A 26,997-nucleotide genomic window follows, 5' to 3' on the forward strand; every position below is an offset into this window, starting at 1 on the left:
CTGGTCCCCCGGCCCGGCCCGCTGGCCCCCCGGGGCGCCAAGCCGGTACTGGCGGTGGAGAACCTCGCCATCGGCTTCGCCGGGCGCCACCGGGGCGTGGACATCGTCGACGGCATCAGCTTCGAGGTGCGGCCCGGCGAGGTGCTGGGCCTGGTGGGCGAGTCGGGCTGCGGCAAGTCGCTGACCGCCCTCACGATCATGGGGCTGGAGCCCAAGGGCGCGCGGGTCGGCGGCCAGATCCGGTTCCACCAGCGGGATCTGCTCGCCGAGCCGATGCGGGTACGGCGCCGGCTCCTCGGCCACGAGATGGCGATGGTGTACCAGGACGCGCTGTCCTCGCTGAACCCGGCGATGACCATCCGCGCCCAGCTGGGGCAGCTGGTGCGGCGCGGCGGCAGGCGCTCCGCCCGGGAGCTGCTGACGATGGTCGGCCTCGACCCCGAGCGCACCCTGCGCAGCTACCCGCACGAGCTCTCCGGCGGCCAGCGCCAGCGCGTGCTGATCGCCATGGCGCTGTCCCGCGACCCGAAGCTGATCGTCGCCGACGAGCCGACGACCGCGCTGGACGTGACCGTGCAGGCGCAGGTCATAGAGCTGCTGCTGCGGCTGCGGGAGGAACTGGGCTTCGCGCTGATCCTGGTCTCGCACGATCTGGCGCTGGTCGCGGACGTCACCGACCGGGTGGTCGTGATGTACGGCGGGCAGATCGTGGAGACGGGTGTGACCGCCGACCTGGTGGCGGCACCGGCCCACCACTACACGCGCGGGCTGCTCGGCAGCGTGCTGTCCCTGGAGTCGGCGGCCGAGCGGATGACGCAGATCAAGGGCGTCGTCCCGTCGCCCGCCGACTTCCCGGCGGGCTGCCGGTTCGCGGACCGCTGCCCGCTGGCGAGCGAGGTGTGCCACACCACCGCGCCGGACCTGACGGGCACGCCCACGCACACGGCGGCCTGCCACCATCCGGCGGTCGATCCGGTGACGACGGAGAGCGAGGCCGTGACGTGAACGCGGTCGTGCAGGTGTCGGACGCCCATGTCGTCCACAAGGCCCGTAGCGGCGGGGTGTTCACCCGGGACCGGGTGTACGCCCTGACCGGCGCCGACCTCGCCGTCGCGCCCGGTGAGACGGTGGGTGTGGTGGGCGAGTCGGGCTGCGGGAAGTCGACGCTGGCCAAGGTGCTGGTGGGCATCCAGCGTCCGACTTCCGGGGCGGTCGCCTTCCAGGGCCGGGACCTGTGGTCGATGTCCCCCGCCGAGCGCCGGACGGCCGTCGGGGCCGGCGCCGGCATGATCTTCCAGGACCCGTCGACGGCCCTGAACCGCCGGCTGCCCGTGCGGCGGATCCTGCGGGACCCGCTGGACGTCCACGACCGGGGCACGAGGACGGGACGCGAGGAACGCGTCCGTGAGCTGATGGGCCTGGTGGGTCTGCCCCGGGCGCTCGCCGACGCCCTGCCCGGCCAGCTCTCCGGCGGCCAGCGCCAGCGCGTCGCCATCGCCCGCGCGCTGGCCCTGGACCCCGACCTGGTGGTCGCGGACGAGCCCACGAGCGCGCTCGACGTCTCGGTGCGGGCCCAGATCCTCAACCTCCTCCTGGACCTGAAGGAACGTCTCGGCCTGGCCCTGGTCTTCGTCTCGCACGACATCCAGACGGTACGGCGGATGAGCGACCGCGTGATCACCATGTACCTCGGCCGGATCGTCGAGGAGACCCCGGCCGGCCGCGTCACCGACCAGGCCCGGCACCCGTACACCCGGGCCCTGTTCTCCGCCACTCCCGGTCTGCTCGACCCGATCGACCCGATCCCGCTGACCGGCCCGGTGCCGTCGGCGACCCGTCCGCCGAGCGGCTGCCCCTTCCGGACCCGCTGTTGGAAGGCGGACGACCACTGCGTTTCGGTCATGCCGGACTTTTCGGCCGCGTCGCGCCCGGGACATCGCTACCGTTGTCATCATCCTGTGGGGGAGGACCAGTCGACCCGCGACCTCGTGCGCCAGAGTCTTCCCAGGGAGCCTTGATGACTCTTCCCACCCCGCTGACCGGTGTCGTACCGCCCGTCTGCACGCCCCTGACACCGGACCGCGAGGTGGACGTCCCCTCGCTGCTCAGGCTGGTCGACCACCTGGCGGAGGCCGGGGTGCAGGGGCTGTTCCTGCTCGGCTCGACCTCGGAGGCCGCGTATCTGACGGACCGGCAGCGCAGGCTGGTGGTCGAGTCGGTGGCCGCCCACCTGGACGGCCGGCTGCCGATCCTGGCCGGGGTCATCGACATGACGACCCCCCGGGTGCTGGACCACGTCGCGCAGGTCACGGCGGCCGGCGCGGACGCGGTCGTCGTCACCGCCCCCTTCTACACCCGCACCCACCCCGCCGAGATCGCCCGCCACTTCCGGCTGGTCGCGGCGGGCAGCCCTGTCCCGGCCATCGCGTACGACATCCCGGTCGCCGTGCACAGCAAGCTCCCCGCCGACCTCGTCCTGGAGCTGGCCGCCGACGGTGTGCTGGCGGGCCTGAAGGACTCCAGCGGCGACCTGGCCGGGTTCCGGGAGGTCGTCACCCAGGCCGCGGCCCGCCCGGACACGACCGGTTTCAGCGTGCTCACCGGCTCGGAGCTCGTCGTCGACGCGGCCCTCGCGCTGGGCGCGGACGGGGCCGTGCCGGGCCTGGCCAACGTCGACCCGCACGGCTACGTCCGCCTCTACCGCCTGTGCCGGGCGGGCGACTGGGACGGCGCCCGGGCCGAGCAGGAGCGGCTGTGCGCGCTGTTCGGCATGGTGACCGCCGGCGACCCCGCCCGGATGGGCGGCAGCTCCTCGGCCCTCGGCGCCTTCAAGGCGGCGCTGCACCTGCGCGGCATCATCGACTGCCCGGTGACGGCGGAGCCTCAGGTGCCGCTGTCGGGAGCCGAGCTGGAGAAGGTCGAGAAGTTCCTGGCGGGCGCGGGACTGCTCTGACGCGGGGCACCCAGTCCCCGCAGCCGCCGGAACTCGATCGTCTCGTACGTACCCGACACTCCCGTCTCGTACAGGATCCCGACGGTGTCGTGGCCCAGCTGCACGAGGTCGGAGTAGGCGGCCCGCTGCTGGGACAGGGTCAGCTCCTTGGTGAAGGTCGCCCCGCCGTCCGTGCTGCGCCAGATCGCCATCGACTGGCGGGCGCTGGGCACGGACGGCCCGGAGAACAGCAGCGGGGCCGTGCCGCCGCGCAGTTGCAGGACGGAGCCCTCGACCACCGGGACGTCGTTCAGGGTGGGCTGGACGGTGTAGGGGCGGTCGAGGGTCCGCGCGCCGTCGAAGGAGTAGCTGTCGAGGCGGTTGCCCGGGCTGCTGCCGTTCTGGTCGCGGGAGTTGAAGTAGAGCCTGCCGTCCGGGAGCTGGGCGGCGGTGCTCTCGTTGGAGTTGTTCACGCCGTCGTACGAGTCGTCGACGAAGCCCAGCCGCCAGGTGCGGCCCCCGTCGTCGCTGTAGAGGGCGTGGGCGCCGTAGTACCGGGACTCCTGGCCGGTGTCCGGGGAGCCCGGGGGCGGGGCGGCCGAGTGGTTGGCGGGCACGACCAGGCGGCCCCGGTGCGGGCCCCGGGTCAGGGCGAGGGCGTGCCCGGGACCGGTGGCGTACCAGCGCCAGCGGGCCGGCTTCACCTCGGCCGTGATGTCCCGCGGGGGCGTGAAGTGGCGGCCGCCGTCCCGGCTGCGCTGCACGAACACCCGGCGACTCTGCTCGGGCGTGACCTCGCCGCGCATGATCTGCGCCTCCGTCACGGCCCCGCTGTTGTACGAGGTGAGCAGCACGACGTCGCCGCTGCGCGGATCGACCACCGGCGCCGGGTTGCCCCGGGTGTCCCCGTCCCCGGCGGCGACCACGCCCATCGGCCCCCAGGTGCAGCCGCCGTCGGCGGACCGCCTGAGCACCACGTCTATGTCGCCGGTGTCCCCCGCGCCGTTGTGCCGGCCCTCGGCGAAGGCGAGGACGACTCCGCCCGGGGTGGTGACGGTGGCGGGGATGCGGTACGTGTCGTAGCCGCCCTCACCGGAGACGTACGGCACGGAGGACGCGCAACCGGGGGTGGCGGCCTCGGTGGCGGCGGCCTGGGTGACGGTGAGCGGGGTGAGGAGCGCGGTGACGGCGATGAGAGTGCGGCTCAATTGGGTCACCGTTACATGCTTCCCGGCGTCACCATCCCCGACTCATACGCCACGATGACCAACTGCGCCCGGTCCCGGGCCCCCAGCTTGCCCATGATCCGGCTGACGTGGGTCTTGGCCGTCAGCGGGCTCAGGCCCAGGGCGTCGGCGATCTCCGTGTTGTTCAGACCCCGTGCGACCAGGGTGAGGACCTCGCGCTCCCGGTCGGAGAGACATTCGGGGCCGCCCGCCGTCGGCGCGGAGGGGCTGCGCAGGAAGCGGGTGATGAGGCGGGCCGTCGGGCCCGGGGAGAGCAGGGAGTCGCCCGCCGCCACCGTCCGGATCGCGTCGAGAAGTTCCACCGGACGGGTGTCCTTGACCAGGAAGCCCGACGCGCCCGCGCGCAGCGCCTCGACGATGTTCTCGTCGGTGTCGTAGGTGGTGAGGACCAGCACCCGCACCCCGGCCAGCTCCTCGTCGGCGGCGATGAGCCGGGTGGCCTCGATGCCGTCGAGGTCGGGCATGCGGATGTCCATGACGACGAGGTCGGGGCGCTCCTGGCGGGCCAGCCGCAGGGCCTCGCGGCCGGTGCCGGCCTGACCGACGACCTCCATGTCCGGCGCCGATTCGACGAGCATGGCGAAGGCGGCCCGTACGAGGGTCTGGTCGTCGGCGAGCAGCACACGGACGGGGCTCACCGCGCTCCCTCCAGCGGCAGTTCCGCCGTCACCTCGAAGCCCACGCCCCGCGCCGAGGGCCCGGCCTCCAGCGTGCCGCCCACGCTGCGGGCCCGCTCCCGCATGCCGACCAGTCCGAAGCCGGGGGTGCCGTCCGCGGCGCCCGCGCCGTCGTCGGTGACCTCGACGCGCAGCGCGCCGTCCCGCTCGGCGACGCTGACCCGTACGGACAGGTCGGCCCGCCCGCCGTGCCGGACCGCGTTGGTGAGCGCCTCCTGCACGATGCGGTAGGCGGCCGCGCCGACGGCGGGCGGCACCTCCTCGGCCCGTACCGTCAGCTCCACGGCCGGCCCCGCCGCCCGCGCGGCCGCCGCGAGGTCGGGCAGACCGTGCAGGCCGGGCAGGGGGCCCCGGTTGTCCGGCGAGCCGTGCTCCTCGTCGCGCAGGACCTCCAGGGTCGTACGGATCTCACCGCGGGCCGTGCGGCAGGTCTCGGCGATGTCGTCGAGGGCCTGGGCGACGGCCTCGCGGTCCAGTCGTGCGGGGTCGGCGGCGAGGACGTGCGCGGCGACCGAGGTCCGGACGCCGATCAGGGTGATGCTGTGGGCGAGGAGGTCGTGCAGGTCGCGGGCGATGCGCAGGCGCTCCTCGGCCACCCGGCGGCGGGCCTCCTCCTCGCGGGTGCGCTCGGCGCGCTCGGCCCGCTCCACGGCGGCGGCCACGTTCTCCCGGTGGACGCGGATGTAGCCGCCGATGACGAGCATGGCGATGACCCAGCCGGTGATACGCATGCTCTGAGCGACCCCGGCCATGCCGTCGTCGATCTTCAGGATCACCATGAGCCCGATGACGCCGGCCCCGATCAGCAGGGTGCGCCGCAGGTTCCGGGTCTCCGCCACGGTGTAGAGCGCGGCCATCGAGGCGGCGGTGGGCGCGGAGTGGTTGAAGTCGAGTTCGTGGTACGTGACGATCGGCGCGAGCGCGACGCACAGCACCGCCATCGGCGCCCGCCGCCGCCACACCAGCGGCACATGGGCCGTGAGCAGCAGGGTCCAGCCGAGCGCGTCCGGATCCCGCCCGCTGCCGAGGCCGGCGGCCGCGAGGACGGACGCGACGACGGCGAGGCCGGCCGCGAGGGCCGCGTCCTGCCGCAGGGTGTCGCGGGGCGCGAACCCGAGGGCCGCGCGGATCCGGGTGCCGGGGCCGGGCCGACTGTCGATGAGGATTGCCTGCACGAGGTTCATCTTCCGGTAGGCGGGCGCCCCCGCGTCGGGCAGGGGCGCCCGGTACGTCAGCTCACCGGCTCCGGCGCGGGTCGCGGCGCCACCGGCTCCGGTGCCCGCGACAGCCGGCCCGGCCACCACACCGCCCGGCCCAGCGCCACGCTCGCGCTGGTCACCAGATAGGTCCGGACGAGGAAGGTGTCCAGCAGCACACCGACCGCGATGACGAAGCCGAGCTCGACGAGCGGGACCAGACCCATGGTGACGAGGACCGCGAAGGTGGCCGCGAGGACGAGTCCCGCGGAGGCGATCACCCCGCCGGTGGTGCGCAGCGCGGTGAGCGCGGCGGCGGCCGGTTCGGCGCCGTGCTCTTTGATGCTCCGCCTCCGGGGCGCCTGAGCCTCCGGCTCCGCAAGGCGCAGGGACTCCTCCCGCATGCGGTGCATGAGGAAGATGCCGTAGTCGACGCCGAGGGCGACCAGGAAGACGAAGGACAGCAGCCCGAGGCCGGGATCCGTGCCGTGCAGGCCGAGCAGCGGTCCGAACACCAGCCCGCCGATGCCGAGCGCCGCGCCCCACACCGCGACCACCGCGGCCACCAGGATCAGCGGCGCGACCAGGGAGCGCAGCAGGGCGACCAGGATCAGCAGGACGGAGAGGAGGACGATCGGCACGACGACCAGCCGGTCGCGGGCGTCGGTGTCCTTCAGGTCGAGCTGCTGGGCGCTGGGGCCGCCGACGTAGGAGCCCTTGAGCGTGTGCCGGAGCTCCTTGATGGTGGCGGTCTCGGCCGCGGACTGGGGTGGCGCTGCGGTGATCACGGAGACCTCGGTCCAGCCCCCGCCGGTGCGGCCCCGCTGCGCGCTCACGACGCCGTGGGTGCCGCGGACCGTGGCCAGGGTGGCGTCGGCCCGGTCCGCCGGGGTGATGACGTCGATGGGCTGGGCGGACCGCTCGGGGTAGGCCCGCGCGAGGGTCTCGATGGCGGCCACGGACTCGGGCCGGTCGACGAAGGTGTCCTGCTGCTTGAGCGCGCCGGGCAGGTTCAGGGCGCCGAGCGCGAGCGCGCCGAGCAGGACGGCACCGGCGGCGAGCACGGTGCGCGGGCGGCGCCCGGCGGAGGTGCCCATCGCGGCGAACAGTGACCGGCGGGCCTTGGGCGTGCTGCCGTACGCGGGCACCAGCGGCCAGAACACCCGGCGGCCGAGCAGGACGAGGACGGCCGGCAGGAGGGTCAGCATGGTGGCGAGGGCGCACAGCACGCCGACGGTGCCCAGCGGGCCCATCCCGCGGCTGGAGTTGAGGTCGGCGGCGAGCAGGCACAGCAGTCCGGCGGCCACCGTGCCGGAGGAGGCGAGCACGGCGGGCCCGCAGCCGCGCAGCGCGGCGCGCATCGCGTCGTACGGCCGCTCGTGGCGCCGCAGCTCCTCCCGGTACCGGGAGACGAGCAGCAGGGCGTAGTCGGTGCCGGCGCCGAAGACGAGGATGGTCATCACGCCCTGGCTCTGGCCCGAGATGGTCGTGCCGAAGGCCTGGTTGAGGCCGTAGGCCACGCCCATGGACAGGAAGTCGGCGCTGCCGGCGACGACCAGCGGGACCAGCCACAGCAGCGGGCTGCGGTAGATGAGGACGAGCAGTACGGCGACGACGGCCACGGTCGTGTAGAGCAGCGGTCCGTCGAGTCCGGCGTAGACCTCGGAGGCGTCGGTGGACAGCGCGGCGGGGCCGCCGACCTCGACCGTCAGCCCGGCTGTGCCCTTGGCGTCCGCGGAGTCCCCGGGGTCCCGGGCGATCCGGCGGACGTCGTCGACGAGGGCGTCGCGCTTCTTCTCGTCGGTCCCGGGCTCATTGCTGGCGACCGGGTACATGAGGGTGGTGCCGTCCCGGGACGGGACGCCGCGCGGTGTGCCCGTCAGCCGGTGCTGCCGGGCGATCGTCGCGAGCCGCTCCCCCGCCGCGGCCCGGTCGGCGGCGGTGAGCCCGCCGTCGCGGTGGTAGACGACGACCAGTTCGGTGCTCTCACCGCCCGGCAGCTCGTGCTGGATCTTCGCGACCTGAGTGGAGTCGGCGCTCGCCGGCAGGTAGTCGGTGACCTGATTGCGCTGCGCGTCGGCGAGTTTCGAGGCGTACGGCGAGGCGAGTGCGAGCACGCCGATCCACAGCGCGAGCAGCAGCCACGGAATGGCCCGCCGTCGGGTACGTCTCGTTTCTGCGGCCCCCATGGAAACGGGCCCTCCCTCCGGAGCGGATGTCTGGGTACGGTCTCCAGACTTCCGCCGCGGCGGGCGCGAATCGTCGCGCGGGAGGGCGAGTTCGGGGGTACTCCGCCGGGTGGCCGGGCGGCCCGACTACTCCCCGGGGAGTATCAGGACGGCGTACGCGCGGCCGCCAGCAGCCGGGTCACGTCGTCCGAGCAGATGGTGAGGGCGGCGCCGATGGTGATGAGGACCTCGCGTTCGGCGGGGGTGTAGGGGCCGTCGGCGAGGGCGATGCGGGCGGCCTGGAGGAGGATCGACTCACGGCCGGGTCCGGCCAGGTGCGGGGCCAGCGGGTCGAGGGACTCGTGCAGCTCTATGGCCAGGCTCGCGCCGCAGGGCTGGTCGAAGACCCGGCCGGTGTCCGCGGCCAACGCGTCCACCAGTGCGGCGAGCTGGTCCTCGGTGCAGTCCGGGAAGCCGGCCCCGCGGACCGCGCCCGCGGCGGCCTCCAGCGACGTGCGCGAGCAGGTGCCGCCGGCCGCCAGCACGGCCAGGGCGACGGTGTGCACGGCGTCGCGGAGCATCGCGGAGAAGCGGGAGGTGGTCGGATGGTCGAGGACGTCGGTGCCGAAGTGGTGGCGGCAGGCCGCACACTCCACGACGGGTCCGGTCGCGCCGCGCGGCAGCACGGGCACGCCCAGCAGGGTGAAGCGGCGGCGCCCGGTGAGCCGCTGGTAGTTGCGGTCGCCCCCGCAACCCGGGCAGAAGAACTCGCCGTCGCCGACGGGCGTCCACGCGGTGCGGGTGCCCATGATGCGCACAGGCCTGGTGGCACGGCCGTCTCGTCCCCGTACTGGCAGCACGTCGCACCTCCTAAGGCCGCGGCAACATCGCCGCGCTGGCGTGATGTTAGCCACATTGTTGAGGTGGAGTCAGTACCCCGGAGGAGACCTTTCCGTGACCTGCCCGTCAGGATGGCCGATAACCGACGGAACTCCGGCCGCCGTACAGGGCGGCCGGAGTTCCGAAAGTGCCGGTCAGAGGTATCAGCGGGTCGCGCGGTTGACGGCGGACACGACCGCCTTGAGCGACGCACGCGTCGTGTTCGCGTCGATGCCGATTCCCCACAGAACCTTGCCGTCGATCGCGCACTCGATGTACGAGGCGGCCTGCGCGGAGGCGCCCTCGCTCATCGTGTGCTCCTGGTAGTCAAGCAGGCGTACGTCGATGCCGATGGACTGCAGAGCGTCGAAGAAGGCGGAGATCGGGCCGTTGCCGGTGCCGGACAGGACGGTGTCCTCGCCGTCGACGGTGGCCTCGACGGTCAGCGTGTCGACGCCGTCCGTGTCGGTGGTCGACTGGCCGGTGCGGACCTGGATGCGGCCCCACGCGTTGTCCGGGTTCGGCAGGTACTCGTCCTGGAAGACCGACCAGATGTCGCCCGCCGTGACCTCGCCGCCCTCGGCGTCCGTCTTGGCCTGGATGAGCTTCGCGAACTCGATCTGCATCCGGCGCGGCAGTTCCAGCTTGTGGTCGTTCTTCAGGACATAGGCGATACCGCCCTTGCCGGACTGCGAGTTGACCCGGATGACGGCCTCGTAGGAGCGGCCGACGTCCTTCGGGTCGATCGGCAGGTACGGGACGGCCCACTCGATGTCGTCGACGGTGACGCCCTTGGCCACGGCGTCGGCCTCCATGGCGTCGAAGCCCTTCTTGATGGCGTCCTGGTGGGAGCCGGAGAAGGACGTGTAGACCAGGTCGCCCACGTACGGGTGGCGCGGGTGGACCTCCATCTGGTTGCAGTACTCCCACGTACGACGGATCTCGTCGATGTCGGAGAAGTCGATCTGCGGGTCGACGCCCTGGGAGAACAGGTTCATGCCCAGGGTGACCAGGTCGACGTTGCCGGTGCGCTCGCCCTGGCCGAACAGGCAGCCCTCGACGCGGTCGGCGCCGGCCATCAGGGCCAGCTCGGCGGCGGCGACGGCCGTGCCGCGGTCGTTGTGCGGGTGGATGGACAGGCAGACGTGCTCGCGGCGGGACAGGTTGCGGCCCATCCACTCGAAGCGGTCGGCGTGGGTGGAGGGGGTGGAGCGCTCGACCGTGGCGGGCAGGTTCAGGATGATCTCGCGGCCCGGGCCGGGCTGCCAGACGTCCATGACCGCCTCGCAGACCTCCAGCGCGAAGTCCAGCTCGGTGTCGGTGAAGATCTCCGGCGAGTACTGGTAGCCGAACTCGGTTTCGGGGCCCAGCAGCTTCTCGGCGTACTCCATCACCAGGCGGGTGCCGTCGACGGCGATCTGCTTGATGTCGTCCTTGGAGCCGCGGAAGACGACCCGGCGGAAGACCGGGGCGGTGGCGTTGTACAGGTGGACGGTGGCGCGCCTGGCACCCTTCAGCGACTCCACCGTGCGCTCGATCAGGTCCTCGCGGGCCTGGGTCAGTACGGAGATCGTGACGTCGTCCGGGATCGCGCCCTCTTCCTCGATGATCGAGCGCACGAAGTCGAAGTCGGTCTGACCGGAGGCCGGGAAGCCGACCTCGATCTCCTTGTAGCCCATCTTGACCAGCTGGTCGAACATCCGGCGCTTGCGCTCGGGCGACATGGGGTCGATCAGGGCCTGGTTGCCGTCGCGCAGATCGGTGGAGAGCCAACGCGGGGCGGCGGTGATCCGCTTCTGGGGCCAGGAGCGGTCCGGGATGTCGACCTGCTCGTACCGGCCGTACTTGTGGATCGGCATGGAACTGGGCTGCTGGCGGTTCGCCATGATTGCGTGGGCTCCTCTAGAAGTCCGGTGTGTCCGGTGTCCGGAAGGACGGCCGACGACGCAACACCAAGCTCCGCGGGGAGGGAGTCGGCCTTGACTACAGGCCCTCGCCGCGGCAGCTAAGGAGAAGCAGCCCGAAACGCATGATGCTCCGCAGCCTAGCCGAGCCGCGCCGGACACGCGGGTCCGTATCAGTATGCGGGACCCGCCGGGCAAATAGGATAAAAGGTGCGCCATACCACTCGGGGGTGAAGTCAGGGGATACATGTCCGCGTATTTCACCAATCATGGTTGCGGGTAGTGACATCGACGTAACGCAGTGCAAGGGTGCCGGGCATGACGACCAACGGGGGCTTTGAGCCCGTCTTCTGCACCATCGTTCCGCCGCACGTTCTCGACAAGCTCGCCCAGCACGAGGACCCCGCGCTCGCCGGACCCGCCCGCCGCACCCTGGAGCGCGACGCCTACGAGCGCACCCACCGCCGGCTGACCACCGTCATCGGCGCGCCCAGCGTCGCCCCGCCCGCCGCCGCGGCGCCCAACCAGCCGCACCGCACCATCTACGACTGCCGGCACCACACGGAGCTGCCCGGCAAGAAGGTCCGCGCCGAGGGCGAGGACCCGGTCAAGGACGTCACCGTCAACCGCGCCCACGACGGTCTCGGCGCCACCTTCGAGCTCTATCTGAACGCCTACCAGCGGGACTCGATCGACGGCAGCGGCCTGCCCCTGGACGCCAGCGTCCACTACGACAAGGAGTACAACAACGCCTTCTGGAACGGCGAGCAGATGGTGTTCGGCGACGGGGACAACGAGATCTTCCTCGACTTCACCATCCCGATCGACGTCATCGGCCACGAGCTGACCCACGGCGTCACCCAGTACACGGCGAACCTCACCTACTTCGGGCAGTCGGGCGCGCTCAACGAGTCGCTCTCCGACGTCTTCGGCTCGCTGATCAAGCAGTACTCGCTGGGCCAGACCGCCGCCGAGGCCGACTGGCTGATCGGCGCGGGCCTGCTCGCCCCGCGCGTCACCGGCACCGCGCTGCGCTCCATGAAGGCCCCGGGCACGGCCTACGACGACGACGTCCTCGGCAAGGACCCGCAGCCCGCGACGATGGACGACTTCGTCCACACCGGCCGGGACAACGGCGGCGTGCACATCAACTCCGGCATCCCCAACCACGCCTTCTACCTGGCCGCCACCGCCCTCGGCGGCAACGCCTGGGAGCGGGCCGGGCAGGTCTGGTACGACGTGCTGACCGGCGGCGAACTGCAGCAGCGGGCCGTCTTCGCGGACTTCGCCACGCTGACCGTCAAGGCGGCGCGGGCCCGCTACGGCGAGGGCGAGGAGCTCCAGGCCGTCCTCAAGGCCTGGGAGCAGGTCGGGGTGCGCACGCTCTAGTTCCGTACTAGACAGAGACCCATGCGTATTCAGGTGAGGCGCACGGGTGGATTCGCGGGCATCGAGCGGTACGCCGAGGTGGACACCTCGGGGCGGCCCGATGCCCACGAGTGGCAGGCCCTGGCCGAGAAGGCGGTCGCCGCCGGCCGCAGCACACGGCCCGTCGGAGTACCGGACGGCTTCGGCTACGAGATCACGGTGGACGGGAGGACCGTGTACGCGGCGGACCCCCGGCTGACCGAGGAGCAGCGGCAGCTGATCTCGCGGGTCCTGAAGGAGGGGGCCTAGGGCCTGTCGTCACATTCCCGTCGTCGCCCGAAGGGCGGCCCTGCGGCGTCATGGGGGTCCCCCCTGCTCGAGCGCAGCCGAGAGCTCGGGGGAGCATGCTCTTGGCGTGCCGGGCGGAAGTCCTCGTACTGGACGTACTTGGGCTTTCGCCCGGTGCGGCGAGTGGGGGTCCCCCCTGCTCGAAGAGCTTGGGGGAGCGTGCCAGGCGTCGCGGGGCAGACGGGAATGTGGCGACAGGCCTTAGCCCCAGCGGAGCAAGGGGCAAGCAACCAGCAGTTCGCGCCCGGGCGTTGACTTCTGTTACCGCCGGTACGGATGATCCGGGCCATGGCGACGAACCCGATACCTCAGTTCCCGGCCGGCTTCCTGTGGGGCGTCTCGACCTCGGCCCATCAGATCGAGGGGGCGGTGGACGAGCGCGAGCCGTCCGTGTGGGACGCGTTCACGGCCGAGCCAGGGCGGGTGAAGGACGGCTCGACGGCGGCGGTGGCCTGCGACCACTACCACCGCTACCGCGAGGACGTGGCGCTCCTGGCCGGCCTGGGCGTGGACGCGTACCGCTTCTCCATCTCCTGGCCGCGCGTGAACTCCCCAGGCGGCCTCGACTTCTACGACCGGCTGGTGGACGAGCTGTGCGCGGCCGGCGTCCGCCCCGTCCCGACCCTCTTCCACTGGGACCTGCCGGTGGAGCTGGACTGGCTGGAGCGGGACACGGCGACACGGTTCGCCGACTACGTGTCGCTGGTCGCGGAGCGCCTCGGCGACCGCGTCACCAAGTGGATCACCCTCAACGAGCCCGCCGAGCACACCCTGCTGGGCCATGCCCTCGGCGCGCACGCCCCGGGCAAGCGGCTCCTCTTCGACGCCCTGCCGGTGGCCCACCACCAGCTGCTGGCCCACGGTCTGGCGGTCCGCGCCCTGCGCGCGGCCGGGGCGAGGGACATCGGCATCGCCAACTCCCACGGCCCGACCTGGCCCGCCTCGCGGGAGCAGGCCGACCTGGAGGCGGCCGGCTTCTACGACCTGCTGCTGAACCGCCTGTTCGCCGAGCCGGTCATCCTGGGTGAATACCCGGACGGGCTCGGCGAGTTGATGCCGGGCGACGTCGAGTCCGACCTGTTGGTCATCGCCGAGCCCGTCGACTGGTACGGCATCAACTACTACGCCCCGACCAAGGTCGGCGCGCCGCAGGGCGCGGACAGCGAGTTCGGCGGACTGACCATCCCGGCCGAACTCCCCTTCTCCGTCCAGGAGATCGAGGACCGCCCGGTCACCGACTTCGGCTGGCCGGTCGTCCCCGAAGGGCTCACGGAGCTGCTGACCGGCTTCAAGGACCGCTACGGCGAACGGCTGCCGCCGGTCGTCATCACCGAGAACGGCTGCTCGTACGAGGGCATCGACGACCAGGACCGGATCGCCTACCTGGACGGGCATGTGCGGGCGCTGCACGAGGCGTTGGAGTCCGGGGTGGACGTCCGCGGCTACTTCGTCTGGTCGCTGCTCGACAACTTCGAGTGGGCGGAGGGGTACGCACGGCGGTTCGGTCTCGTGCACGTGGACTACGGGACGCTGGAGCGGACCCCGAAGGCGTCGTACGGCTGGCTCCAGGAGCTGCTGCGGGCCCAGAGATGACGACGGTGGGTCCGTCGAGCGCGCTGGCCGAGCCGGTCGAGCGGGTCGGCCGGGGCTGGACGGCGGCGCTCTCGCTCGCCAACGGGGCGATCTGGGTGGGCTGGTTCGGCCCGCTGCAGATCCTGCTCGCCTCCCAGGCGAAGGACTTCGCTCCCGGCTCCGGCATGTCCAAGGAGACGCTGCTGGCGTGGGTGACCGGCGTCGGCGCGGTCGTCTCGCTGGTCGCCAACCCGCTCTTCGGCGCGCTGTCCGACCGGACGACGGCCCGGTGGGGCCGCCGCACGCCGTGGATCGTGGCCGGGTCGGCGGGCGGCGCGCTGGCGCTGTTGCTGCTCGCCGGCGCGGGCGGCATGGGCACGATGACGCTGGGCTGGTGCCTGGTCCAGCTGACGCTCAACGCGGCCTTCGCGGCGGTGACGGCGGCGGTGCCCGACCAGGTGCCGCGGCTCCAACGCGGGGCGGTGGGCGGCTGGTTGGGCGCGGCCCAGATCCTCGGCGTGGTCGGCGGGACCGGGCTGGCGACGGCGGCGGGCGGCATCGCGGCCGGGTATGCGGCGTGCGCCGTGTTCACGGTGGTGGGCGTGCTGCCGTACGTACTGCGGTACGGGGACCCGCGCCTCGCGCCGCGGGAGAGGCCGCCGTGGTCCTGGCGGACCTTCCTCGCGGGCTTCTGGCTGAGCCCGCGCCGGTACCCCGACCTCGGCTGGGCCTGGCTGACCCGGTTCCTGATCAACCTGAGCAATTCCCTGGTGCTGCTGTACCTCCTGTACTACCTGCGGGACCGGCTGTACTACCACGACCCCGACGAGGGCGTGCTGATCTTGACGGCGGTCAACGGTCTGACCCTGCTGGCGACGGTCGTGGTGGGCGGGGTCTGGTCGGACCGTACGGGGCGGCGCAAGCCGTTCGTGCTCTGGTCCGGGGCGCTGATGGCGGTCGCCACGGCGCTCCTGTCGGCCTGGCAGACCTGGCCGGGGGCGATCGTCGCGGCGGCGGTGCTGGGGATCGGTTTCGGCGTGTTCACCTCGGTCGACTTCGCGTTGATGACGGACGTGCTGCCCAAGGCGACGGACCGGGGCAAGGACCTGGGCGTCATCAACGTGGCCAACGCCCTGCCGCAGGTGGCGGCGCCCGCGCTCGCCGCGCCGATCGTCACGTATCTCGGCGGATACCGGGTGCTGTACCTGGTGGCGGCGGTGATCGGGCTGGTGGGGGCGGGGCTGGTGGGCCGGATACGGGGGGTCGACTGAGAGGCCCTCACATCCGGAACAGCCTTCCCCGCCAGGTCCACCCCGCTCCGAGGACCGTGTCCCGCAGGGGATCCCGCATCTGTCGCGAGTCGAAGCGGAACGTCTCGACCCTGTGCCGACGGCCGTCTTCACCCCGCTCGTACCTCCACCCGCGGGAGACCGTGGTGGCCGGACCGCGCCCGTAGCTGCGCTCGCCCGACCGCGCCTCCCACTGCTCCTGGAGGGTGCGCACCTCGCGGTCGGCCGGGACGAGGAGCATCCTGGTGCGGAGCCTAAGGCGCAGTTCCGGCACCCGCCACTCCGCCACCAGGTCACCGCCCTCCTCGGCGGTGGCGTGCCGCACGACCCACGGCACATCCGGGCCATTGAGCGCGAGCAGCGCGGCCCGGAGCTCCGTGGACGGCAGCGAAGGCACCCCGCTTTGCGGGTACTTGGTGCCGGTCAGTCTGTCGAAGAAGCCCATGCGGCCAGCCTAGGGGCGGGCCCGGAGCACCGGATGCCGACCCCTTGACGCCGTCTCAGGCCGCGTCGGTGTCGGTCGCCGTCAGGACCGCGACCCTGGTGCCGGAGGGGTCGAGGACCGCGAAGGCCAGGTCCGCGGTGTCGTGGTGGAACCAGGGCGTGAACGCCATGAAGCGCAGCCACCGGTGGTCGATGCCGTACCGCACGGCATCCAGGAACGGAACGTCGGCGGGCAGCCTCAGCAGGGCGTAGAAGCTCTCCCACGCGTACAGCCGCGCGTAGGCGCCGCCCTGCGCGCCGCCGTTCACCCCGCCGTTGCGGGCGGCCGAGAACAGCTCGCCCAGCACATCGTCGGGGGTCGTCCGGCAGGCCACGGAGCCCCCGGTGCGCGTGCCCTCGCCCGCCAGACTGGCCAGGGGCAGTTCCCGGAGGAAGGAGAAGCCGAAGTCGTCCGGGTCGAGCGGGTGCGGCAGGAGGAAGAAGCGTGCCTCGGGGGTCCGGGACCAGCCACCGGCGGTGAAGGGTCGCGCGGCGGCCCGGGCACGGTCGTCGTCGGGTGCCTGAGCCGCTGTCCGCCCGGCCGCCGCGCCGGACTCCGAGGACGGCACCTCCGGGAAGCGCGTGCGGAGCTGGGCCGTCGTCTTGACCGGCCCCAGCCCGCGAACGCGGACGCCGAACCGGTGCTCGATGTCCAACCTGGTCCTGGGCAACCGGGCCAACGGGTGTCCCAGCTCCCGCAGCCGCTCCGCGTACGCGTCCGGCGCGGGCCGGACACGTCCCGCGCCCAGCAGCGACAACTCACCGAGCAGACAGGCCCGTACCTCGACCTCCGGGTCGACCGGACTGTCGGGCAGCACACCGAACAGGGGCTCCAGATCCCGCGGTTGCTGCGACGTGGCCAGCTTCTCGGCCACCGCGCGCAGCAGCCGGACGCTCGCCCCGTCCCGCTCGCCCGTCAGGGGCAGCAACCGGCCCACGATGTCCGCGGCGAACCGGGCGCACTCCCGCGACGGCGTCGCGGCGAGCACCTCGGCGATCCGCCCGACGGCGCGCACCACCCAGGCGCCCCGGAGCGCGGCACCGGCCGTCCCGCGGCACAGCCGCTCCGCCGCTTCGTACAACTCGGAGGGGCGGTGCTCGGCCAGTTGCACCAGCTCCGGCTCCGGCCGTTCCCAGAGCGGCCGCGGGGAATCTCCGCCGCCGGGCGTCATGTGGTAGTCGCTCACACCCGAAGTCTACGAACACAGGATCAAGTAACTTTGCCGAGGCATACGGGCAATGTGTGAGCCAAGGCGACGGGGGTTGCAGGGACATGGTGGGGCATCGGCCGGCGAACTGGGATCCGCTGGACCTGGACAAGGACCCGACTCCGGGTGATCCGCAGCGCGTGCGTTCGCTGGCGAAGCAGTTGCACGACTTCGCCCACGACGTGTCCGAGGCGTTGCGTCTGGTCAAGGGCATGGCGGGCGAGGACACGCTGCTGGAGTGGGCGGGCAAGTCCGCGGAGGTCTTCAAGGACCAGTTCGGTGATGTCCCGAAGAACCTGAAGAAGCTGAAGACGTCGTACGAGATGTGCGGCGACGCGCTCACCGACTACTGGCCGAAGCTGGAGCGGGCGCAGTCGCTTGCGGACAAGGCGTTGGCCAAGGCGAAGGAGGCCAAGGACGACCTCACCTCGGCCAAGTCCCGGCTCTCGTCGGCCGATTCGTGGGTGACGCGGGCCAACAAGGAAGCCGACAAGTACAAGGACGACCCGACCGGCAGCAAGAGCGACGCCGACAAGCCCGACGAGGCGAAGGTCCGGGCCGCGACCCGGGACGCGCAGAACGCCAAGTCGGCCCACACCAAGGCGCAGACGGACGTCACCACCGCGCAGAACGCGCTCGACGCGGCCAAGAAGATGGCCGAGGACGCGCGCAAGATGCGCGACGAGGCGGCGCGCGAGGCGAAGACGAAGATCGACGAGGCGTCGGACGCGGGGATCCAGAACCGGTCGTGGTGGGAGGACATCGGCGACTGGTTCGAGGACAACTGGGACACGATCGTCGCCGTCTGCAAGGTCGTCGTCGCGGTCGTCGGCATCATCGCGATGATCATCGGCGGGCCGATCCTCGGCGCGATCGTGCTGATCGCGGCCCTCGTCGTGCTCGCCGACACGCTCTACAAATACTCAAAAGGCCAGGCCGGTCTGCTGGACGTGGCCTTCGCTGCCATGGACTGCATACCCGGCGGCAAGGGCATCACCAGCCTCGGCAAGCTCGCCAAGGGCATGAAGGGCCTGGGCAAGATGGGCCTCAAGGGCATGGCCAAGGGGCTCGGCAAGGGGCTGCGCAAGGGCGCCGACAACCTTCTGGAGAAGTGCAAGCCGACCAAGGGTCGCTGCAAGAACGGCGACCCGATCGACATGGTCACGGGCGAGATGCTCATGGAGGAGACGGACGTCGAGTTGCCCGGTCTCATCCCGTTCGTGCTGCGGCGCACGCACGTGTCGTCCTACCACTGGGGCCGCTGGTACGGACCCACCTGGGCCGCCACACTGGACGAGCGTCTCGAACTCGACGCCGACGGCGCCGTCTTCGCGGCCGAGGACGGCATGATCCTCGTCTACCCCGTACCCACTCCGGGCACCTCCGTCATGCCTCTGGCGGGCCCGCGCTGGCCGCTGGACTGGGACGGCGCGCCCGGAGCGCCGCTGCGCATCAGCGACCCGGCCACCGGCCGCACCCGTCACTTCGCACCACCACTCCGCCCGGCACCCACGCACGAGTCGTTCACCCTGCCCCTGGCCGCGATCACCGACAGGGAGGGACGGCGCGTCGACTTCGACCGCGACGAGACCGGCGCTCCGGTCGCCGTCCGCGACTCGGCCGGCCGCCATCTGCACGTCGACACCTCCGACGGCCGCGTCGTCGGGCTGCGGCTGCCCGACGCCGAGGGCGGGTCCGAGGGGACGACGCTGCTGCGCTACGGGTACGGCGAGGACGGCCATCTCACCGAGGTCCACAACTCCAGCGGCCTTCCGCTGCGCCTCACGTACGACCCCCAGGGGCGCGTCACCTCCTGGACCGACCGCAACGGATCCTGGTACCGCTTCACCTACGACGACCAGGACCGGTGCATACGCGGCGAGGGTGCCGACGGCTTCCTCTCCTGCACCGTCGCCTACAACCCCGAAGCCCGTGAGACGCGCTACACGGACTCGCTGGGCCACACGACCGTCTACCGGTACAACGAGCGCCTGCAGCTCGTCGCCCAGACCGACCCGCTGGGCAACACCTCCCGTGCCGAGTGGGACGCCCACGACCGGATGCTGTCCCGCACGGACCCGCTCGGCAACACCTCCCGCTTCCACTACGACGAGCGTGGCAACCTCACGGCCGTGATCCGGCCCGACGGCTCGGTCACCACCGCGGAGTACGACTCCTCCGACCGGCCCCTGTGGATCACTCTGCCGACCGGTGCCAGACGCGGCTACGCCTACGACGAGCAGGGCCGGCCGACCGCGACCGTGGATCCGGCGGGCGCGGTGACCAGGTACGCGTACGACTCCCGCGGCGAGCTGCGCAGTGTCACCAACGCGCTGGGGGCGGTGCACCACGTGGAGTCCGGCCCCCTGGGCCTGCCCGACGCGATCACCGCACCGCTGGGTGGTACCACCCGTGTCGTCCGCGACTCGCTGGGGCGCATCGTCGCCTCCGTCGACGCCACCGGCGCGACCACCCGGACCAGCTGGACCGTGGAGAACCGCCCCGCCGAGCGGACGATGCCCGGCGGGGCCACCGAACGCTGGACCTACGACGGCGAGGGGAACACGGTCCACTACAGCGGGCCGGACGGCCGCTCCGTCACCCACGCCTTCACCCACTTCGACCTCCTCAGCGCCCGCACCGAGGCGGACGGCTCGACCATGCGGTTCGTGTACGACACCGAGCTGCGGCTGGCCTCGGTGACGAGCGCGTCGGGGGCGACCTGGTCGTACGCGTACGACCCGGCGGGGCGACTGGTGAGCGAGACCGACTTCAACGGCCGTACCGTCGGCTACACCTACGACGCGGCAGGGCGGCTGACCGCACGGACCAACGGCGCGGGCGAGACCACCGTCTACGTGCGGGACGCGTGCGGCCGGATCGTGGAGCGACGTTCCGGGGACGTGGTCGCCGGCTTCGCCTACGACCCCGTCGGCCAGCTGACGGCGGCCGTCACCCCGGACACGGTTGTGACGTTCACCCGCGACGCGGCGGGCCGTGTCGTCACCGAGGAGTGCAACGGCAGCGCCCTGCACTCGACGTACGACGTACTGGGCCGGCGGGTGGAGCGGCGCACCCCGTCGGGCGCCGTGAGCGGGTGGCGGTGGGACGCGAACAACCGTCCCACCGAGGTCCGGCTCGACGGCAACACGCTGGCCTTCGGCTACGGATCGTCCGGGCACGAGACCGAGCGGCGGTTCGGCGAGACGGCGGTGCTCTCCCAGGAGTGGGACGCCGGTCACCGGCTGACCGGCCAGACGGTCGCCCAGCTCGCCCCCGCGGAGGCGGCCCCCGCCGCCGAACCGCTGCTGCGCCGCTCGTACGCCTACGGGCCGGACGGCGGCCTGAGCGCGGTCGACGACCAGACCTACGGCACCCGCCGGTTCACGCACGACCGCCTCGGCCGGGTGGAGACGGTCTCGGCAACCGGATGGTCGGAGCGCTACGCGTACGACGCTGCCGGGAACGTCAGCCGGGCCGACACTCCCGAGGGCCCCCAGGGCGAACGCATCCACGACGGCACGCTCGTGCGCCGGGCCGGCCACATCACGTACGTCCACGACGCCCAGGGGCGTCTGGTGCGCCAGTCGCGCAAACTCCTGTCCGGCGGCAGGCGCGAGTGGACGTACACCTGGGACGCCGACGACCGGCTCACCCACGTGACCACCCCGGACGGGCGCCACTGGACGTACGTCTACGACGGTCTCGGGCGGCGGGTCGCCAAGCGGTCACCCGGCGAGGACGGTCTGCCGGCCGAGGAGACCGTCTTCGTCTGGGACGGCTCGCATCTGGCGGAGCAGTCCGGCTCGGGTAGCCCCACCAGGACCTGGGAGTGGGCACCCGGCACCGACCGGGCACTGCTCCAGGTCGACCAGGACGAGGTCGACCGCCGTTTCTACGCCATCGTGACCGACCTGGTGGGCACCCCGACCGAGCTGGTCGACGAGGAGGGCCGGATCGCCTGGCGGTCCCGCACCACCCTGTGGGGCACACCCGTCGGGGGCGCGGCCGGCCCGGCCGATTGCCCGCTGCGCTTCCCGGGCCAGTATCACGACGACGAGACCGGCCTGCGCTACAACTTCCGCCGCTACTACGACCCCGACAACGCCCGATACATCAGCCCCGACCCGCTGGGTCTGGCCCCCGCGCCGAACCACCACGCCTATGTCCGCGACCCGCTGCGCTGGACCGACCCATGGGGGCTGGTGAGCTGCTCGGGCTCGGGCAGTCACGGGATCACATCGGAGCGGGAGGCCCACATCGAGGGCCAGCACGGACCCGGCGCGCAGGACCGGGTCCGGGAGATGGCCGACCCCACCGGTCCCGAACCGAGTCTGCCCGGCGAGTTCCACGAGGACTTCTTCTGGGACGGCGACAACTTCGTTCTGGGCAAGCGCCTCAGGGAGGGCATCGACGGCACGCCCGCCCAGCCCAACCCCCGCGCCCGGGCCGGCCAGGACACACACATCCACCGCTTCGACTACGGCAGCCCCGTCGGCATCAACGGCAGCGGGAAGGAGACCAGCGTCGTGGAAGTCATCATCCGCGACGGCAACATCCACACGGCGTACCCGATATGAGGCGGCGGGGCCCGTCCGGCGGCCGGACTAGAACCCGAGCCGCCGCAGCTGCTTCGGGTCCCGCTGCCAGTCCTTGGCGACCTTCACATGGAGGTCCAGGAAGACGGGCGTGCCGAGGAGGGCCTCGATGTGCTTGCGGGACTTGATGCCGACCTCCTTCAGGCGCTTGCCCTTGGGGCCGATGATGATGCCCTTCTGGCTGGGGCGCTCGATGTAGAGGTTGGCGTGGATGTCGAGGAGGGGCTTGTCGGCGGGGCGGTCCTCGCGGGGGAGCATCTCCTCGACGACCACCGCGATGGAGTGCGGGAGCTCGTCGCGGACGCCCTCCAGCGCCGCCTCGCGGATCAGTTCCGCGATCATGACCTGCTCGGGCTCGTCCGTGAGGTCGCCCTCGGGGTAGAGCGCCGGGCCCTCCGGCAGCAGCGGGACGAGCAGGTCGGCCAGCAGGCCCACCTGCTTGTCGCCGACCGCCGACACCGGCACGATCTCCGCCCACTCGAAGCCCAGCTCCTTGCCGAGCTGGTCGATCGCGATCAGCTGCTCGGCGAGGGCCTTGGAGTCCACCAGGTCGGTCTTGGTGACGATGGCGATCTTCGGGGTCTTCCGGATCCCGGCCAGCTCCTTGGCGATGAAGCGGTCACCGGGGCCGATCTTCTCGTTCGCCGGAAGGCAGAAGCCGATCACGTCGACCTCGGCCCACGTGGTGCGGACCACGTCGTTGAGGCGCTCGCCGAGCAGGGTGCGCGGCTTGTGCAGACCGGGGGTGTCCACCAGGATCAGCTGGGCGTCGGGCCGGTGCACGATGCCGCGCACCGTGTGCCGCGTCGTCTGCGGCTGGTTCGCGGTGATCGCCACCTTCTGACCGACCAGTGCGTTCGTGAGGGTGGACTTGCCCGCGTTGGGACGGCCCACGAAGCAGGCGAAGCCGGCGCGGTGGACGGCCTCGGCCGACTGCTCGGATGACTGGGTACGAACGCTCATGGCGCCCATTCTCCCTGATCCACGAAGCCCCGCCGCACCGTGAGGTTCCGGTAACCCGCACGCAACGAAACGTCACGGAAACACACCTGTACGCGACCGGAAACGCGCGCCCAGGAATCTCTGACGAGCCCCCACACCGTTGGAGACGCCCGTGACCTTCGCCGCAGCTCACGCAGACACCGGCGACACCGCCTGGATGCTCGCCGCCACCGCCCTCGTCCTGCTGATGACCCCGGGCCTGGCCCTGTTCTACGGCGGCATGGTCCGCACGAAGAGCGTCCTGAACATGCTGATGATGAGCTTCGTGTCGATCGCCCTGGTCACGGTGGTCTGGCTGGCGGTGGGCTACTCCCTCGCCTTCGGGCACGACAGCGCGGCGGGGCTGATCGGCGGACTCGACCAGGCCGGGATGAGCGGCCTCGGCCCGGACAGCGTCCAGGGCACCGTCCCCACCCTCCTCTTCGCCACCTTCCAGCTCACCTTCGCGATCATCACGGCCGCGCTGATCAGTGGCGCGGTCGCGGACCGGGTGAAATTCGGGGCGTGGCTGGTGTTCGTACCCGTGTGGGCCCTGCTGGTATACGTTCCGGTCGCCCACTGGGTCTGGGGCCCGGGTGGTTGGATCCTCGACCGGCTCGGCGCCCTGGACTTCGCCGGCGGCCTGCCCGTGGAGATCGCCTCCGGCGCCTCCGGACTGGCGTTGTGCCTGGTCATCGGGCCACGGCTGGGGTTCAAGAAGGACGCCATGCGCCCGCACAACCTGCCGATGGTGATGCTGGGCGCGGGTCTGCTCTGGTTCGGCTGGTTCGGTTTCAACGCCGGCTCGGCCCTCGGCGCCAATGGCCTCGCGGCCGCCGCGTTCCTCAACACCCTCGCCGCCGGCTGCACCGGTCTGCTCGGCTGGCTCTTCGTCGAGCAGAAGCGCGACGGGCACCCCACCACCCTGGGCGCGGCCTCCGGCGCGGTGGCCGGTCTGGTGGCCATCACGCCCTCCTGCGGCTCCGTCTCCCTGCTCGGCGCCCTGGTCGTCGGCCTCGCCGCCGGCGTCGTCTGCTCGTACGCCGTGAGCTGGAAGTTCCGGCTGAACTACGACGACTCCCTGGACGTCGTCGGCGTTCACCTGGTCGGCGGCATCATCGGCACCCTTCTGATCGGCCTGTTCGCCGAGAAGGCGATGACCGGCGGCGCGGAGGGCCTCCTCTACGGCGGTGGCGTCACCCAGCTCGGCAAGCAGCTGGTCGCGATCGTGGCCGTGGCGGCGTACGCCTTCGGTGTCACGTACGGCATCGGCAAGCTGCTCGACAAGACCCTGGGCCTGCGCGCCGGCGAGGAGCAGGAGCACACCGGACTGGACCTTACGGTGCACGCGGAGACGGCCTACGATCACGGGGTCCTGGGCCACGGCGCCCCGGTCGCCCACTCCCTCGTCCCCACCGCCCAGAAGGTCGACACCCAGGCATGAAGCTCATCACCGCGATCGTCAAGCCGTACCGGCTCGACGAGGTCAAGACCGCCCTCCAGGAGCTCGGCGTGCACGGCCTGACCGTCACCGAGGCCAGCGGGTACGGGCGCCAGCGCGGCCACACCGAGGTGTACCGGGGCGCGGAGTACCGGGTCGACCTGGTGCCCAAGGTCCGGATCGAGGTCGTCGTCGAGGACGCCGCCGCGGAGGACGTCATCGACGCGATCGTCAAGGCCGCGCAGACGGGGAAGATCGGGGACGGGAAAGTGTGGGCCGTGCCCGTCGAGACGGTCGTACGGGTACGGACGGGCGAGCGCGGCCCCGACGCGCTCTGACCAGGAGCACCCCGCCCACCACCCCGGCGGCGAAGACCAGCGCCACCACCAGCCACGGCAGCGCGAAGAACGAGGCGCTCGCCGACTCGTGGGTCCCGGTGGCGCTCGCGGTCAGCGTGACGTCCCCCCAGTCGAACTGGGGCGAGCCCCGCCAGGGCTCGGTGAGCCGTACCCGCTGCCCGGGCAGCAGCTCGGAGGGGATCCGGGTCAGCTCGCGGGCCAGGAGCGTACGGCCGAACAGGCCCCGCGCGCGGAGCTCCACCTTCGGGTCGAGGGTGACGTTGCCCGTGTTGTGCAGCGTGTAGGAGATCGTGGCCGTGCTGTCGCCGAGGCCGGGGACGAGCGGCTGGTGGTGGCTGAGGTGCACGTTCTCGACGGAGATCGCGGGCAGCGTGGGCCCGCTCACCCGGAGGTACACCCGGGCGCCGACGGCCCGCCGCACCCCGAGCGCGAGGGAACCGGTGCCGGGATCGACCCGCTCGTCGAGCGCCACGATCGCACCCGGATGGTCGCCCGGTTCGGCATCCCGCGGGACGTGCAGGGTGAAGGGCACGGTGACCGTCCTGTGGCCCGGCACGGTGACCTTGGACTTCGCGGGCTTCGCCCACGCCCCGACGCCCCGCATCCGCTCCTTGACCGTCCGCACGGCGAAGCCTCCGTCGCGCGCGGTGTTGTAGGCGTCGGCCGCGTAGAGGCGAAAGGACAGCGGCTTCGCGGTCTTGTTGGCGACGACCACCTTGTCGGTGATCGTCTGCCCGGGGTCGGCGGAGAGGTAGAAGTAGGGCCGGGCCGCGACCTGGGAGGAGACGGGGTAGACGGACCAGCTGCCGTTGTCGGCGGCTTGTGCGGGAAGGGCTGTGGCCCCGAGGAATCCGAAGGCCCCGAGAGACAGGCTGACGAGGCACAGGAGGAGGACGTACGGCTTGCGCATGGGTGCGGACCCCCCACGGGCGGAGTCGGGACGGCGGGACGGGCGGGTGCGGCCCCGGTGCGGTCGGGCGCCCGGCCACCGAGCGAGGGTGGATCAGGTGAGCGTCAGGGTGAGGACGCCGGAGTACGAGCCCGGAGGCGTGAACGCCGGTACGTCCAGCGACAGTCCGGCGTCCACGGTGAACTCACCGCCGGTGAGCGTGGAGTCGGGGGTCGACGCCAGGGTCGCTCCCGAACCGCCCACCGCTCCAGCGGAACCGGCCTTGCAGGTGCTCGGGCTGCCCGCCTTGGTGACGCAGGCGGGGGTCCAGCTCAGCCTGCCGGCGTCGATCTTGGCGCCGGGGCCGGTGAAGTCGGTGACCTTGCCGGTCAGGGACCAGCCCGCGGGCCCGCCGCGGAAGTCCTTCACCGTCACCGTCTTCAGGGTGCCCGTGGAGGCGCCGCCCTTGCCGAAGTCGACCGCCGACAGCGCGACGGCGTCCCCGACCTGGGACATGGACAGCGTCCCCGCCTTGACGGTGGTGGTCAGCTTCTGACTGCCGTCGGGCACGGGCGTGGTGTCGTTCACGACGTAGGCGGCCGGGCCGGCCCCCTTGTCCGGGTTCCATGAGCTGCCCTCGTACGCCACGATCCCGGTCGTCGTCTTGTCGTTGACGGTGATCGTGCCGCTGAAGGAGCCCTGGGCGTTCGCGGTCGCGGTCGCCTTGTCCGCCGTCAGGGTGTCACCGGAGCGGCCGGCCAGGGTGACCGTGGCGCCCGGCGTGAAGTTGCTGCCGCTGACGGTGACGCCGGCACCGGGGTTCCCGGAGGCCGAACTCAGCGAGATGGCACGGGTGTTGGTGGGCGTGCCGGAGGTCGCCGTGACGGTCTCCGACACCGGGGCGGGCGGTGTGATGACCGTGCAGGGGGTGTCCAGTTCCAGGATGTAGCTGGTGTGGATGTTGTAGTCGCCGGGCGAGAGGGTGATCGCGCCGGGCGTGGTGACGGTGAACGTCCCGGTCATGGAGAAGGACGGGAAGGTGCCCTTGCCCGGCACCGGGGTGTTCTTCTTCGGACCGGCGACCGTGACGGAACCGGTCTGCGCCCCGCCGAGGGCGACCTTGCCGGTCGGGGTCATGATATCGGCCGGCAGGGCGATGTCGGTGGGGTTGCTGGCGGCGGGCGTGACCACCGTGTAGGTCACGGTGACGGTGTCGCCGACCTTGGGGCTGGTGTTGTCCACCGAGACGCTCGCGGTGGTGGTGCCGTCGATCGGCGGAATGCCCGCGACGGCGGGCGGGATGCAATGTGTGCCGAAGTCGACGTTCGTGCCTGCGGCGTTCGCGCCCGCGGCGCCGGCCGGGCAGGCCAGCGCGCCGCCCGCGGTGACCGCGAGCGCGGTCGCGCCGAGCAGTGCTGCCCAGCGCCACCGACGGTCTCTTCGGGGTGTCTCACCCAT

General features: G+C 72.0%; 21 protein-coding genes. 10 read left to right on the forward strand and 11 right to left on the reverse strand.

Translation table 11 applies throughout. The annotated features are described in order from the left end of the window. The 3 genes from ACWGKT_RS30055 to ACWGKT_RS30065 form a co-directional block, all read left to right on the forward strand. Positions 1 to 1,005, forward strand: a 1,005-nt coding sequence (locus ACWGKT_RS30055; RefSeq protein ID WP_453276157.1) for an ABC transporter ATP-binding protein, incomplete at its 5' end; no start/stop codon positions are given. Next, positions 1,002 to 2,018: an oligopeptide/dipeptide ABC transporter ATP-binding protein gene (locus tag ACWGKT_RS30060; protein ID WP_453276158.1), complete on the forward strand. Its 1,017-nt coding sequence runs from the start codon at positions 1,002 to 1,004 to the stop codon at positions 2,016 to 2,018. The genes ACWGKT_RS30055 and ACWGKT_RS30060, both read left to right, overlap by 4 nt. After that, the gene (locus ACWGKT_RS30065; RefSeq protein WP_453276159.1) at positions 2,018 to 2,953 is read left to right on the forward strand and encodes a dihydrodipicolinate synthase family protein; all 936 of its coding nucleotides are present in this window, start codon (positions 2,018 to 2,020) and stop codon (positions 2,951 to 2,953) included. The genes ACWGKT_RS30060 and ACWGKT_RS30065 overlap by 1 nt, the downstream gene beginning before the upstream one ends. Here the strand turns inward: ACWGKT_RS30065 and ACWGKT_RS30070 are convergent. The 6 genes from ACWGKT_RS30070 to leuA form a co-directional block, all read right to left on the reverse strand. Further along, the gene (locus tag ACWGKT_RS30070; RefSeq protein ID WP_453276160.1) at positions 2,884 to 4,149 is read right to left on the reverse strand and encodes a sialidase family protein; all 1,266 of its coding nucleotides are present in this window, start codon (positions 4,147 to 4,149) and stop codon (positions 2,884 to 2,886) included. The two genes, ACWGKT_RS30065 and ACWGKT_RS30070, sit on opposite strands and share 70 nt — an antisense overlap. Positions 4,150 to 4,151: 2 nt before the next feature. Continuing rightward, on the reverse strand, positions 4,152 to 4,817 hold the full coding sequence (locus ACWGKT_RS30075; protein ID WP_356150485.1) for a response regulator transcription factor: 666 nt from the start codon (positions 4,815 to 4,817) through the stop codon (positions 4,152 to 4,154). Continuing rightward, a complete protein-coding gene (locus tag ACWGKT_RS30080) occupies positions 4,814 to 6,040 on the reverse strand; it encodes a sensor histidine kinase (RefSeq protein ID WP_453276209.1) in 1,227 nt (408 codons plus the stop codon). The genes ACWGKT_RS30075 and ACWGKT_RS30080 overlap by 4 nt, the downstream gene beginning before the upstream one ends. Positions 6,041 to 6,087: 47 nt before the next feature. Continuing rightward, positions 6,088 to 8,241 (reverse strand): MMPL family transporter, encoded by a 2,154-nt coding sequence (locus ACWGKT_RS30085; RefSeq protein WP_453276161.1) that lies wholly within the window; start codon positions 8,239 to 8,241, stop codon positions 6,088 to 6,090. Between the two features lie 143 nt (positions 8,242 to 8,384). Then, positions 8,385 to 9,080 (reverse strand): tellurite resistance TerB family protein, encoded by a 696-nt coding sequence (locus tag ACWGKT_RS30090; RefSeq protein ID WP_235452264.1) that lies wholly within the window; start codon positions 9,078 to 9,080, stop codon positions 8,385 to 8,387. A 183-nt stretch (positions 9,081 to 9,263) separates the two neighbouring features. Continuing rightward, positions 9,264 to 10,985, reverse strand: a complete 1,722-nt coding sequence (gene leuA, locus ACWGKT_RS30095; protein WP_453276162.1) for a 2-isopropylmalate synthase — start codon at positions 10,983 to 10,985, stop codon at positions 9,264 to 9,266. A gap of 336 nt (positions 10,986 to 11,321) precedes the next feature. Here leuA and ACWGKT_RS30100 point away from each other — a divergent pair, with 336 nt between their 5' ends. The 4 genes from ACWGKT_RS30100 to ACWGKT_RS30115 all read left to right on the forward strand — a co-directional run bounded on the left by ACWGKT_RS30100 (position 11,322) and on the right by ACWGKT_RS30115 (position 15,562). Continuing rightward, complete coding sequence (locus tag ACWGKT_RS30100; protein ID WP_453276163.1) at positions 11,322 to 12,392, forward strand: M4 family metallopeptidase; 1,071 nt, start codon at positions 11,322 to 11,324, stop codon at positions 12,390 to 12,392. Positions 12,393 to 12,413: 21 nt separating this feature from the next. After that, positions 12,414 to 12,680 carry a protealysin inhibitor emfourin gene (locus ACWGKT_RS30105; RefSeq protein WP_356150473.1) on the forward strand — a complete coding sequence of 89 codons (267 nt, stop codon included), beginning with the start codon at positions 12,414 to 12,416 and terminating at the stop codon, positions 12,678 to 12,680. Between the two features lie 315 nt (positions 12,681 to 12,995). Beyond that, on the forward strand, positions 12,996 to 14,312 hold the full coding sequence (locus ACWGKT_RS30110) for a GH1 family beta-glucosidase (protein ID WP_453276164.1): 1,317 nt from the start codon (positions 12,996 to 12,998) through the stop codon (positions 14,310 to 14,312). After that, positions 14,309 to 15,562 carry an MFS transporter gene (locus ACWGKT_RS30115; RefSeq protein WP_453276165.1) on the forward strand — a complete coding sequence of 418 codons (1,254 nt, stop codon included), beginning with the start codon at positions 14,309 to 14,311 and terminating at the stop codon, positions 15,560 to 15,562. Before ACWGKT_RS30110 ends, ACWGKT_RS30115 begins: the two co-directional genes overlap by 4 nt. Before the next feature lie 7 nt (positions 15,563 to 15,569). On the opposite strand, the gene ACWGKT_RS30120 is transcribed toward ACWGKT_RS30115, so the two are convergent. Together ACWGKT_RS30120 and ACWGKT_RS30125 are read right to left on the reverse strand one after the other, a co-directional pair. Next, positions 15,570 to 16,025 carry a hypothetical protein gene (locus ACWGKT_RS30120; protein ID WP_453276166.1) on the reverse strand — a complete coding sequence of 152 codons (456 nt, stop codon included), beginning with the start codon at positions 16,023 to 16,025 and terminating at the stop codon, positions 15,570 to 15,572. Between the two features lie 55 nt (positions 16,026 to 16,080). Continuing rightward, complete coding sequence (locus ACWGKT_RS30125) at positions 16,081 to 17,250, reverse strand: DUF6183 family protein (protein ID WP_453276167.1); 1,170 nt, start codon at positions 17,248 to 17,250, stop codon at positions 16,081 to 16,083. A gap of 86 nt (positions 17,251 to 17,336) precedes the next feature. Here ACWGKT_RS30125 and ACWGKT_RS30130 point away from each other — a divergent pair, with 86 nt between their 5' ends. After that, entirely contained in the window at positions 17,337 to 21,851 is a 4,515-nt protein-coding gene (locus ACWGKT_RS30130; protein WP_453276168.1) for a DUF6531 domain-containing protein, read from the forward strand. 27 nt (positions 21,852 to 21,878) lie between these two features. On the opposite strand, the gene era is transcribed toward ACWGKT_RS30130, so the two are convergent. Beyond that, positions 21,879 to 22,841: a GTPase Era gene (gene era / locus ACWGKT_RS30135; protein WP_235452277.1), complete on the reverse strand. Its 963-nt coding sequence runs from the start codon at positions 22,839 to 22,841 to the stop codon at positions 21,879 to 21,881. A gap of 142 nt (positions 22,842 to 22,983) precedes the next feature. On the opposite strand from era, the gene ACWGKT_RS30140 reads away from it, so the two are divergent. Continuing rightward, positions 22,984 to 24,294 carry an ammonium transporter gene (locus tag ACWGKT_RS30140; RefSeq protein WP_453276169.1) on the forward strand — a complete coding sequence of 437 codons (1,311 nt, stop codon included), beginning with the start codon at positions 22,984 to 22,986 and terminating at the stop codon, positions 24,292 to 24,294. Further along, positions 24,291 to 24,629 (forward strand): P-II family nitrogen regulator, encoded by a 339-nt coding sequence (locus ACWGKT_RS30145; RefSeq protein WP_235452279.1) that lies wholly within the window; start codon positions 24,291 to 24,293, stop codon positions 24,627 to 24,629. Before ACWGKT_RS30140 ends, ACWGKT_RS30145 begins: the two co-directional genes overlap by 4 nt. Here ACWGKT_RS30145 and ACWGKT_RS30150 read toward each other — a convergent pair. Together ACWGKT_RS30150 and ACWGKT_RS30155 are read right to left on the reverse strand one after the other, a co-directional pair. Continuing rightward, complete coding sequence (locus ACWGKT_RS30150; RefSeq protein ID WP_453276170.1) at positions 24,523 to 25,560, reverse strand: WxL protein peptidoglycan domain-containing protein; 1,038 nt, start codon at positions 25,558 to 25,560, stop codon at positions 24,523 to 24,525. The two genes, ACWGKT_RS30145 and ACWGKT_RS30150, sit on opposite strands and share 107 nt — an antisense overlap. Positions 25,561 to 25,653: 93 nt before the next feature. Then, on the reverse strand, positions 25,654 to 26,997 hold the full coding sequence (locus tag ACWGKT_RS30155; protein ID WP_453276171.1) for a beta-xylosidase: 1,344 nt from the start codon (positions 26,995 to 26,997) through the stop codon (positions 25,654 to 25,656).

The sequence above is a fragment of the Streptomyces sp. NPDC054794 genome, from assembly GCF_053611585.1.